We start from the raw sequence: 11,313 nt of genomic DNA, 5'->3' as shown, positions 1-11,313 counted from the left end.
AACTAATACTATGAGTTACTCGATAGTTTTATATGCGCTAATAGCGATGATAATGACGGTATTTTTAATGTCTACCAATAATACATCAGATTATGATAAGGACTTTGGTACAAGAGTGACTCTACCTCATGTTATTGGGTTTAGAAACTCTATAAAAATCATAATACCAGAGGCTATAATTATGATTATTTTATGGATTATGTTATTTATGATTTCGAGTATTACTAGTTTAATGTTTATAAGTGGTCTTTTAGTATTTTATTACTATGGATATGTACGTTGGTACAAAGACTATTTCAAAATAGAAGCAGTATATCCTGAGATGGGAAAGGAATGGGGTCCAAGACCACTATTGTTAATTTATGGATTCCATTTAGTTATGAGTATAGAGTTTTTATTAATGTTATTGATAAAATAAAGGAGATATTATGAATACAATAAATTTAAATCTAATAAGAAAAAACCCTTTAACAATACCTGTTATTATGGCTGATAAGTTGGATATTTTTAAAAAATATGACATTAATATCAACTTGAAGATTAGTGAAGATTTTGTGTTTGATGGGAATAGTGATTTTTATGAAGGTAGAGCTGATGCAATGGTTGGAGATATCACATTTTTCTTCTACATGTTAGAAAGAGGAAAAAAAGCAGTTTTGACTTCTAACTTAACACGCACTATACATGTTGTAGGTGGAAAAAATTATCCTAAAGATCTGAAAAATTTAAAAGTTGGTGTGAATAGAGCTGGTTTATTTCGCCTATATCTAGAAAATGACCTAAAAGATTTAATGCCAGGTGCGAAGCCAGTTTGGATAAATAATTCATATGAAAGACTTAAGGCATTAGAAGATGGAGAGATTGACGCATTAGTAGCGATTGAACCGTTTGTAACAGATGTAATCGAAAAGGGTGGAGAAGTGATATGGAGTAGTAAAGATAGTGAAAAAAATCTTGTTATGTGGGCTTTTGATCAAACGTTTTGTATGAACAATAAGAAATTGGTTTCTGATTTTCATAAAGCATTGGAAGGCGCACAAAATTTATTCAATGAAGCTTCACCAGAAGAAAAGATTAAAATTGGTGTTGATATAGTAGGGTATAATATTGAGATGGCAAAAAGATTAAAAGATTTTACATTTGAGAGACAAGCACTATTTAGGCATGAAGATTTTAATCTATGTCAAGAGTGGATGTATAGAGAACAAGAGATTAGTAAAATATACAATTCAGAAGAGCTAATATGCGATATTTTAACTAATTAAACCTTAATATAAAGTAAAAGTACCCTATTTTAATAGGGTACTTTTACTTTATAATCTCAATATCTATATTAAAGCACAGATTTTGTTTTGAGGTTTGTGTGGTCAAACTACTAAGAGTTAACCTTTAGAGTATACACTACCTTTAAACTGAGGTAATTTTGAAAGGTGATCTAGTAAATAATTTGCGGATATACCTATAAATATACCTGTTACTATACCTGCTATGGACAATAAAGGAAGATATAAAAATACACCAATATTATCTAGAACAAGTGATGCTGCTAGTAGTTGACCTACATTGTGAAATACTGCAGCTGAAGCACTTACACCTATTATAGATACATGCTTACCACCAAGTTCTTTAACTACTAGAGTCGCAATAAAACTTAAAACTCCACCAGTAAAGCTGTATAGCAAGTTGGAGACACTACCGCCAAGCATAGTTGCTAGGAATATCCTTAGAATTAATACAGTAAAAGATTCCTTATAATTATCTAAGGTATAAACTGAAATTATTATAACTAGATTAGCTAGCCCTAGTTTCGCACCTGGAGTTACAAATGGTACAGGTATCATACGTTCTATTATAGAAAGTATTAAAGCCATGGATACAAGTAATGACATGTACACCATTTTAGAAGTTTTATTTAATTTCATAATATTTAATGTGAGAGTATCATATCTGATGAACTATCACTTTCATCTCCTTTAATTTCTATTATCAATTCATGGGGCAAACAAATCAAGTTTTCACCTACTTTGGAAATAACACCTTGTTTTATGCAAAGTGCGTCATTACAATCAGCTTCAATAATTTGTATAGTATTATCCTTTATTAATACTGTATTGGTGCCATGAGAAGTAGGAATGACCAATGTTTTTTCACCTTTAAATGAAGATAAATTAATGTTTTTATAAAGTTTACCTGAAACCTTGATATTAGCATAGGTTGACGTATAACTTTTAGCTAACGTTTTTGCAAATATAAAGTGGGGTATAAAGGATAAAATTATAAGAAACACTATAATGACAAAGTCCAGCTTTTTAAAAGTTTTCATTAATATTCTCCTTAAAAATTCGATTAAAAGTATTTTTACTAAAATACCTACTAATTGAATTTTAAGCCATATAAAAATAAAATGGCAATACAAAAATTTTATACAATATAAAAATAATCTATTATATGTGAAACGTAAAAACAATGTATAATCCAAATTAAGAGTTTGTTATATTTTTAATAATGTGGAGGATGTAATTATGAAAAGAAAATTAGCACTAGGATTATGTACAAGTTTCTTAGCTTTATCATTAGTAGGATGCTCATCACCTAAAGAAGAAGCTCCAGAAGAAAAAGCTCCAGAAAAAGAAGTTGCTCAAGAAAATGAAGGAGCAATGACTGATGGAACTTATGAAGTAGAAACTAAAGACTTCGATGATAACGGAGGAAAAGCTAAAGTTGTTGTTACAATTAAGGATGGAAAAATAACAGAAGCTAAGTACAATGAATTCACTGAAAAAGGTGATAAGAGAGAAGACGAAGGTTACAACGAAATGATGAAAGAAAAATCAGGAACAAATCCAGCTGAGTATGAAGTTGAGATAGAAAAGCAAGTAATGGATGTTCAATCTGCTGAAATAGATGGTGTTACAGGAGCTACAGGATCATCTTCAAAAGCTAAGACTTTATTCCAAAAAGCATTAGATAATGCAGCTGAAGGAAAATCAGAAAAAGAATTAATAGAAATTAAATAATTAACATATAAAAACTACTAGTATATCTATACTAGTAGTTTTTTTTTACAATTATAGGGTATTTATAAATAGATATTATATATATCGAATTTGACCTTTAAGATAAATTTGCTTATCGATAATAATGAAATTCATTAACAATGATTGTTAAAAAAATAATTAAGTTAAGGAGAAATGGTATTTTACATAAAAAACAAAACAATATATTGTAAAATGTTGGTAAAATATATATTATATAAAGTGGTTGACATGCTTAAAAGTTTATAAGTTATATAAATAACAAAGTATTACTAGAAAGGGGAAAGTATGAAGAAAAGGATTATTAGTATTTTAATGATTGTACTAGCAATAAGCATAACTGGATGTTCATCAAAAAATAAGGATGAAACAATTACTAGAACAGAGTTATTTATGGGAACTGCAATCAAGGTTACCTTGTATGAAGGGGGCAATGAGGGGATACTTGATAAAGTATTTAACCGTATCATAGAGATTGAGGACCTAGTAAGCATAAATAAGGATGGAACAGAACTTACAAAGTTAAATGATAACTCAGGTGTAGATAAAGTTAAGCTAAGTGATACAAGTTATAACATCATAAAAGAAGGATTAAGATATTCAAAAATGTCTGATGGTGCATATGATATTTCCATAGGACCACTTGTAAAGCTTTGGAGTATAGGGCTTCCAGAGGCAAAAGTTCCAACAAAAGATGAAATAAACGAAACTATAAAATATGTAGATTACAGCAAAATAGAAATAAATGACTCTACAAAAGAAGTTTTTTTAAGTCAAAAAGGAATGATGCTTGATTTAGGAAGTATTGCCAAAGGATATGTAGCAGATGAAATCGTTACACTTTTAAAAAATGAGGGAGTAAATAAGGCGATTATTGATTTAGGTGGAAATATATATGCACTAGGGTCAAAAGAAGAGAATAAGGGATGGAATATAGGAATCCAAGATCCATTTGATGATAGAGGGAATGCAGTTGGAGTTGTAGAAGTTGCGGATAAATCTGTTGTTACAACTGGTGTATACGAAAGATTTATAGAAGAAAATGGAGTTAAATATCATCATATACTAAATCCTAAGACTGGATACCCTTATGAAACAGAGATAGCAGGAGTATCTATTATTGCAGATAAGTCAGTAGATGCAGATGCACTATCAACATTGATATTTACAAAAGGACTAGAAGAAGGCCTGAAGCTAGTAGAAGAGTTAGATACAGTAGATGCTGTATTTATAACAAACAATAAAGAAGTATATATAACTGATGGATTGAAAGGAAATTTTAAAATAATAAATGAAGGTTTCATACTTTCAAATTAGATTTAAAAAGGGGAAAGTAAATATGCGAATAAGCAGCTTGAAGTATTTTTACGAAGTATCAGAATTAAAGAGTATATCAAAGGTATCAAATAATTTACATATATCTCAGCCAGCATTAAGCCATCAACTATCCAAACTTGAAAAAGAACTTGGAGTAAAGCTTTTTGACCGGAGTAATAAGGGGGTTGAGCTTACTAACAAAGGAAAAATTTTATATGATTATGCAAAACAAATTTTAACTTTACATGATAATTTGATAGAGGATATTAATGAAGATGATTGTAAAAATAAGGAAATAAGAATAAATGTTTTAAATACACATGCAAACTTTATATTAGATGGTGTAGTAAGAGATATGGGAAGTATATTTAAAAATATTAATATAAGTATAAATAGTCAAAAAGAAGTAAATAAAAAAGCGTTGCTTATACATAATAGAGCAGACCTAGTAATCAGTTGCAGCAATATAGATGATGCTGACTTAATATCAGAGTATATAGGTAGCGATAAGCTAATATTAGTGAGCGGTGGATGTTTAGAGTGTAATAGTATAGAAAGGTTACCTGTTGCGCTGCTTGATGATGACTCCAATACTGTATTAAAGACCTTAGAAAATATGAGCAAAGTAAATGTATGCTTAAAGACGGACTCTTTGGATGTTATAAAATCCTATCTAAAAAAACAGAATGTAGCTGCAGTAGTTCCACGTATTTCAGTAGAAAAAGAGTTAAAATCAGGAAAGTTAATGAGAGTATGTTCTAAAGGATATGATGTAAGCTATGATTTATTTATAACATATAGAAAAGATATAGATGCTAATCTTAAAAAGAAGTTCAAAATATTTAAGAAAGAGCTAGAATCTATTTTAAATAAAGAATGCATTGATGCAGTAGTATAGGGGGAGACATGAATCTAAAAGCATATATAAGTTATGTTGAGTTACCAACTAAAATAGCGAGTATAATACCCTTTATAATGGGGGTTGTTTACAGTCTATACAAATATGGAAGCGTTAATATTACAAATTTAATTATCATGTTTATTTCAATGATAACTTTTGACATGGCAACAACAGCTATTAATAATTATTGTGATTACAAAAACGAATTAAAGCATTTTAAAGAAGATTATAAAGGACGAAATCCTATGTTTGTACATGGTATTTCACAAAAAGTAGGTTTATACACAATTGGTATTTTATTATTTATTGCAGTAGTATTAGGAATAATATTAACTATTAGAACTAATTTATTAGTTTTATTAATTGGAGCAGTTTGCTTCTTCGTAGGAATTTTTTATACATTTGGTCCTATACCAATTTCTAGAATGCCACTTGGAGAAGTTTTCTCTGGAGGGTTTATGGGGTTATTAATTCCATTTTTAACAATATACATGAGTATCTATAATAGCAATTATTTTGGGATATATATTAATAAAACTATACTTACAGCTAGTTTTGATTTATTAGAAGCATTTAGTATATTTATAATTACAATACCTTTAGTGGGTGGGATAGCAAATATAATGTTAGCAAACAATATTTGTGATTTGGATGATGATATAAAGGTCGGTAGATTTACTTTACCATATTACATAGGCAAGACAGCATCTATTAAATTATTTAAGTATATTTACTATATAGGATATATAACTACTGTATTATCGGTTATAATCGGTATTTTGCCGAAGACATCATTGCTATCAATATTAAGTTTATTTATAGTACAGAAGAATATTAAGGTATTTGAAGGGAAACAAGTTAAATCAGAAACATTTACCATATCAGTAAAAAACTTTACTATACTAGGTATTATATATATATTTAGTACAGGTATTTGTTTAATATAAGATTAACGAATATTGGCTATTTAAAATATTTATACTACATAGAAAATTATAAGAAAAAACTACTTATAAAGTTAGAAATTAATATTTTAATAAATGTTAAAGTTCAGTAATTTGAATGGTTACAGCTAAAAATAAAAATAATATACAAAGATTGTTATATAAATGACACATGGTAGACGTCTAAACTTATTAAATATATAATGAAAATATAATAAGAAAATTGATATTTTTAAAACAAGGACTTATATATTTAAAATTAAGTAAGGAACGGGGGATTTATATGTCAACTAAAATTGTTATTTTAGGTGCAGGTTATGCAGGAGTACATGCAGCCAAGAAATTATCGAAAAAATATAAGAAAAATCATGAGGTAGAGATTACTTTAATAGATAAAAATCCATACCATACATTAATGACAGAATTACATGAGGTTGCTGGAGGAAGAGTTCCAGAAGAATCAGTAAAGGTAGATCTATATAGAATATTCCATAAGACAAAAGTTAATGTTGTTGTAGATTACATAGAAAATGTAGATAGTGACAATAACGTAGTTAATACTAAAGAGGGCAAATACAATTATGATTACCTAATAGTAGGTATGGGGAGTGAACCAGCATTCTTTGGTGTAAATGGAGTTAAAGAGAATGGATTTACATTATGGTCATTAGAAGATGCCCTTAAAATAAAAGCTCATATAAAAAATACTGTTAAAGAAGCTTCTTATGTTAGGGATGCAAGAAAGAGACAAAAAATGCTTACTTTTGTAGTTGCAGGTTCTGGGTTCACTGGTATAGAAATGGCCGGGGAATTATTGGAATGGAAAGCTACATTAGCTAGAGAATATAGAGTAGATGAGAATGAAATAAAAATATTAGTAGTAGAAGCTATGTCAACTATATTAAATATGTTAGACAGAAAGCAGGCTGATAAAGCTGAAAGATACATGGTTAAGCATGGGGTAGAGATATTAAAAGACTCTCCAATAGTTGAAGTAACTAAGGATAAAATAAAGTTAAAGGATGGGAAAGTAATACCTACTGAAACTTTAATATGGACTTGTGGGGTACAAGCAAATCAAGATTTAGAAGACCTGGATGTTAAAAAAGCTAGAGCAGGAAGATATTCTGCAAACAAGTATATGCAAGCAGAAGAAAAAGAAAATATATATGTTGTTGGAGATATAGCATATGTAGAAGAAACACCAGGTAATGGTAACCCTCAAATAGTTGAAGCTGCAGAACAAACAGCAGTAACAGCTGTAAAAAATATAATAGCTTCTATGGAAAATAAAGAAAAGACAGAATTTAAATCTAATTATCATGGATTTATGGTTTCTATAGGTGGAAGATATGGCGTAGCAAACTTAATGGGAATAAAATTATCAGGATTCTTTGCTATGGTAATGAAACATATTATAAATATGGTATACTTATTAGGGGTTAACGATGTTCATGCAATATATCACTATCTTCAACATGAGTTCTTCGCTATGAAGGAAAGAAGATGTATAATGAGAGGTCATCTGGCATCTAAAGGAAATAGATTATGGTTAATACCATTAAGATTATATATAGGATGTTTATGGTTAATAGAAGGTCTTAAAAAATTAATCGGTGAAGAAACATGGGCAGCAGCCTTTGATACAGCACAAAATGCATTATCAACTGACGGTATTGGTGGTTATGTAGATGCTTTAACTAGCAACTTAACAATTGGTTGGGATAGCTGGATGAAAATGGGTAACGTTAAAATGCCATTTGAATGGTTGCAAGACGCAGTTTCAGGTGCATCTCAAGCAGTAGAAGGTGCAGCAAACATGCCGCAACCAATATTTGAAACTATGCCTAAGTTCTATGAGTTTATAATGAAAATATTCATGCCAAACCCAGAAATAGCAGTTTGGTTCCAAAGAATAGTAGTATTAACTGAAATAGCTTTAGGCTTATGCTTAATAGTTGGATTATTTACGTTCTTAGCATCAGCGGCATCAGCATTTATGACTGTTAACTTTATATTCTCAGCTATGGCTGGATGGGATATATTATGGTTTACATTCGGAAGTATTGCATTAATGTCTGGGGCAGGAAGAACATTTGGATTAGATTACTATATTATTCCTTGGATCAATGAGCTCACAGGAAACATATGGATGGGAAAAAGAAGACCTATCTACGATATACACGCTGGAAATAAAATAGAAAAATCAAAAGCAAACTAATAAATAGTGAGGGATATATTCCTAGAAAGAATATACCCCTATTTTTAAATTTAAGACATAATAAATAATATTCATAAAGCGAAATGAGGGGATGAAAATGAGTAAATTTTGGAGTGATTATCCCATAATTGAGAAAGAGATTGATGCAGTAAGTAGCATTATTGCTAAAAATGCCAAGTGCAAAGACAAAGTTATTGAAAGCAGTATATTGGACTTATTAAATTCTGGTGGAAAAATGTTAAGGCCAGCATTTACTATTATAGCTTCAAAGTTTGGAAATTATAATGAAGAGAGGTCGCGTGCACTAGCATCTGTAATGGAAATGTTTCATATGGCAACACTAGTTCATGATGATATAATTGATGAAGCCGAGTTCAGAAGAGGAAAAGAAACTGTACAGTCGAAATATGGGAAGAACTATGCTGTTTATATAGGTGATTTCTTATTTTGCTTATGCTTTAGAGTACTAGCAACAACATCTTCCATAGAAAGAGGTATTGACGTCGATACTCAGGTAATGTCTAGGATATGTCTTGGAGAAATAGAGCAATTAAATTCAAGATTTGATAAGAATGTGTCAGTTAAAGATTATTTAAAAAGGACATCTGGGAAAACGGCAGAGCTATTTTCATTAAGTTTATATATAGGAGCAGCAGAAAGCTCATGTGATAAAAAGATATGTAGACTATTTTGGAATATAGGACATAATATTGGAATGGCATTTCAAATAATAGATGATATATTAGACTATACAGCAACGGATGAAGAGCTAGGAAAGAAATCAGGAAATGATTTAAAAGAGGGGATATATACACTGCCTTTAATTTTAGCAATGAAGAAAAATCCAAGCGTATTTGAAAATATATTAAACAAAGATAATTATAGTAATGAAGAAATAGATATGATAATCAATATTGTTAAAAATAATAATGGGATAGATGATGCGATGAAGATTGCAAATAAATATTCACAGAAAGCATTTAGAGATATAAATAAATTACCAGATAATGAATATAGAGATATCCTTTTAGGTGTAGTTACAAAGCTTCTTGAAAGAAGTTATTAAGATATTTATATAGTTATGAATATTTATCAACAAAAAATAAGTAATAGTTAACCGTATCAACAATTGGTGATACGGTTTTATTATTGTATAAACAATTCGTATATCTAGATTAAGTACAAATAATCTAAAAAATATATATGTTTTGAAATCAATCATATATAGCTTTAAATACGATTATTAAAGTGAAATTTTATGATAAAATAAATAAAAACCTAAAATTAAAATAAAGAGGTAAATAATGAAGAATAAATATTTAATTGGAGAAGTATCAAAGCTATTTAATGTTACCAGAGATACTTTAGTCCATTATGATAAAATAGGAGTCTTGAGCCCTCAAAAAGATAGTAATAACGGGTACAGATACTATGAGATGGATGACTTAAATTGTCTAACAGACATAATATTATTCAAAGGTCTTAATATATCACTGTCAGATATAAATGATATATTAAGAAACTCATCGCCATCGGATATATTAAAGCTAATAGAAGAAAAAGAAGCATATCTAGAAGAGCAGATAAATAATATAAAAAAGCTTAGCAAGAAACTTTCTATAATGAAAGAAGATGTTAAGGTATGTACTGACAGCTTAAACAAAGTTGAATTTGGTATTGAAAAGGATAATTGTTTCTTTATAGAAATTACTAAAGAATATAAATTTAATGACTTTATTGAGATTGTTGAGAAATTTGGTGGGTTTGATCAAGATTGGTACGATTATGGCCACTTTGCTTTTTTAATAGATGAAGGAGCGTTATTTGATGAGGATGCAGAGAAGAAAATAAAATGGGGAATTACATTCCAAGAAGACTATTACAAGATAAAAGAGCTTAATATGAAACATAAGCTTGAACATGTATCAAATAATAAGTATATGTATACTGTGATAGCATTAAATGACGATACTTATGAAACTTGGATAGATAGCATAGAAGAAATAGTAATAACAAATAATATAGAAGTATCCGGATCAATACTTGGAAGAATGCTTCTTACTGTATATGAAAATGAAACTCCTATTGATTATTATGAGGTATATATACCTATAAAATAATTTTATTCTTAATTTGTTATTGACCTGTGTGCTACACACTGGTTTATTATCTAAATTGAGGAGTTGAGAATATGAAATTAACAATAAAGAAAGTCACAGAAGATAATTATAATGAAATTTTAGGTTTGCGTGTCAATAAAGATCAAGAAGGATTTATAGAAACAACAGAAAAGTGCTTAGAAGAGTCGAATGAATTAGAACTATGGAGACCTGTTGGAATATACAGCGAAGATGAATTAGTAGGGTTTGCAATGTATGGTTTATTTGAAGATGAAGATGAAGATGGAAGAGTGTGGCTTGATAGATTTATGATTGGAGAGAAGTATCAAGGAAATGGATATGGAAAAGTAGGTATAGAAGTTTTAATAAAAAGACTATATAAAGAGTATAAATGCAAAGAAATATTTTTAAGTGTTTATGATAATAATCCAAACGCTATAAAACTATATAAGAGATTAGGTTTTAGATTTAATGGTGAATTAGATATAAATGGAGAAAGGGTAATGTTAGTGGATTTGAAAGGTATGGAAGACTAGGATGATTAGAAATGATATATTTGAACAAAAATCTGTGTCACAGTTGATATTTATTTTCTCACTACCATCAATATGCTCATTAGTACTAGAGTCTGTAGCATCAATGATAGATACAGCATTTGCAGGACATCTAGGTGCTATGAGTGCAAGTGCACTATCTGCTATGGGAATATTGAGTCCAATATTATCCTTACTAATAGCAGCTCAATTAATATTTGGTGTATCGACAAGTATAGTAA

13 protein-coding genes are annotated in these 11,313 nt (G+C 29.3%); 11 read left to right on the top strand and 2 right to left on the bottom strand.

The features are described 5' to 3' along the window. Both CHL78_RS20880 and CHL78_RS18315 read left to right on the top strand, forming a co-directional pair. The coding region (locus CHL78_RS20880) for a hypothetical protein (protein WP_330408672.1) at positions 1-418 on the top strand (418 nt) is incomplete at its 5' end. Positions 419-428: 10 nt separating this feature from the next. Continuing rightward, positions 429-1,265, top strand: a complete 837-nt coding sequence (locus tag CHL78_RS18315) for an ABC transporter substrate-binding protein (RefSeq protein WP_094368795.1) — start codon at positions 429-431, stop codon at positions 1,263-1,265. Positions 1,266-1,382: 117 nt separating this feature from the next. On the opposite strand, the gene CHL78_RS18310 is transcribed toward CHL78_RS18315, so the two are convergent. Together CHL78_RS18310 and CHL78_RS18305 are read right to left on the bottom strand one after the other, a co-directional pair. Next, entirely contained in the window at positions 1,383-1,922 is a 540-nt protein-coding gene (locus CHL78_RS18310) for a Gx transporter family protein (protein WP_094368794.1), read from the bottom strand. Between the two features lie 5 nt (positions 1,923-1,927). Further along, a complete protein-coding gene (locus CHL78_RS18305) occupies positions 1,928-2,323 on the bottom strand; it encodes a NusG domain II-containing protein (RefSeq protein WP_094368793.1) in 396 nt (131 codons plus the stop codon). 199 nt (positions 2,324-2,522) lie between these two features. Between CHL78_RS18305 and CHL78_RS18300 the strand changes: the two genes are divergently transcribed. The 9 genes from CHL78_RS18300 to CHL78_RS18260 all read left to right on the top strand — a co-directional run. Next, a complete protein-coding gene (locus CHL78_RS18300; protein WP_094368792.1) occupies positions 2,523-3,017 on the top strand; it encodes an FMN-binding protein in 495 nt (164 codons plus the stop codon). A gap of 306 nt (positions 3,018-3,323) precedes the next feature. Then, the gene (locus tag CHL78_RS18295) at positions 3,324-4,352 is read left to right on the top strand and encodes an FAD:protein FMN transferase (protein ID WP_094368791.1); all 1,029 of its coding nucleotides are present in this window, start codon (positions 3,324-3,326) and stop codon (positions 4,350-4,352) included. A gap of 22 nt (positions 4,353-4,374) precedes the next feature. Beyond that, on the top strand, positions 4,375-5,250 hold the full coding sequence (locus CHL78_RS18290) for a LysR family transcriptional regulator (RefSeq protein ID WP_158540732.1): 876 nt from the start codon (positions 4,375-4,377) through the stop codon (positions 5,248-5,250). A gap of 8 nt (positions 5,251-5,258) precedes the next feature. Beyond that, complete coding sequence (locus CHL78_RS18285) at positions 5,259-6,200, top strand: 1,4-dihydroxy-2-naphthoate polyprenyltransferase (RefSeq protein WP_094368789.1); 942 nt, start codon at positions 5,259-5,261, stop codon at positions 6,198-6,200. Positions 6,201-6,480: 280 nt separating this feature from the next. Continuing rightward, entirely contained in the window at positions 6,481-8,418 is a 1,938-nt protein-coding gene (locus CHL78_RS18280; protein ID WP_094368788.1) for an FAD-dependent oxidoreductase, read from the top strand. 97 nt (positions 8,419-8,515) lie between these two features. Next, positions 8,516-9,484, top strand: a complete 969-nt coding sequence (locus CHL78_RS18275) for a polyprenyl synthetase family protein (RefSeq protein WP_094368787.1) — start codon at positions 8,516-8,518, stop codon at positions 9,482-9,484. Positions 9,485-9,722: 238 nt separating this feature from the next. Further along, positions 9,723-10,538, top strand: coding sequence for a MerR family transcriptional regulator (locus CHL78_RS18270; protein ID WP_094368786.1), 816 nt, complete (start codon positions 9,723-9,725; stop codon positions 10,536-10,538). 71 nt (positions 10,539-10,609) lie between these two features. Beyond that, complete coding sequence (locus CHL78_RS18265) at positions 10,610-11,074, top strand: GNAT family N-acetyltransferase (protein ID WP_094368785.1); 465 nt, start codon at positions 10,610-10,612, stop codon at positions 11,072-11,074. A 1-nt stretch (position 11,075) separates the two neighbouring features. Further along, positions 11,076-11,313 (top strand): MATE family efflux transporter (locus CHL78_RS18260; RefSeq protein ID WP_243446480.1); only part of this gene is annotated, 238 nt, incomplete at its 3' end.

Origin of the sequence: Romboutsia weinsteinii, assembly GCF_002250835.2 — a bacterium.
Taxonomy (GTDB): domain Bacteria; phylum Bacillota; class Clostridia; order Peptostreptococcales; family Peptostreptococcaceae; genus Romboutsia_A; species Romboutsia_A weinsteinii.
Note: the sequence above shows the minus strand (reverse complement) of the source record. Positions and strands in the feature narration are given on the sequence as shown.

Excerpts from the sequence above, each read along its gene's own strand:
- CHL78_RS18290 (WP_158540732.1), top strand. The coding sequence starts at position 4,375 with ATGCGAATAAGCAGCTTGAAGTATTTTTACGAAGTATCAGAATTAAAG.
- CHL78_RS18305 (WP_094368793.1), bottom strand. The coding sequence starts at position 2,323 with ATGAAAACTTTTAAAAAGCTGGACTTTGTCATTATAGTGTTTCTTATA.
- CHL78_RS18275 (WP_094368787.1), top strand. The coding sequence starts at position 8,516 with ATGAGTAAATTTTGGAGTGATTATCCCATAATTGAGAAAGAGATTGAT.
- CHL78_RS18265 (WP_094368785.1), top strand. The coding sequence starts at position 10,610 with ATGAAATTAACAATAAAGAAAGTCACAGAAGATAATTATAATGAAATT.
- CHL78_RS18270 (WP_094368786.1), top strand. The coding sequence starts at position 9,723 with ATGAAGAATAAATATTTAATTGGAGAAGTATCAAAGCTATTTAATGTT.
- CHL78_RS18280 (WP_094368788.1), top strand. The coding sequence starts at position 6,481 with ATGTCAACTAAAATTGTTATTTTAGGTGCAGGTTATGCAGGAGTACAT.
- CHL78_RS18315 (WP_094368795.1), top strand. The coding sequence starts at position 429 with ATGAATACAATAAATTTAAATCTAATAAGAAAAAACCCTTTAACAATA.
- CHL78_RS18300 (WP_094368792.1), top strand. The coding sequence starts at position 2,523 with ATGAAAAGAAAATTAGCACTAGGATTATGTACAAGTTTCTTAGCTTTA.
- CHL78_RS18285 (WP_094368789.1), top strand. The coding sequence starts at position 5,259 with ATGAATCTAAAAGCATATATAAGTTATGTTGAGTTACCAACTAAAATA.
- CHL78_RS18295 (WP_094368791.1), top strand. The coding sequence starts at position 3,324 with ATGAAGAAAAGGATTATTAGTATTTTAATGATTGTACTAGCAATAAGC.
- CHL78_RS18310 (WP_094368794.1), bottom strand. The coding sequence starts at position 1,922 with ATGAAATTAAATAAAACTTCTAAAATGGTGTACATGTCATTACTTGTA.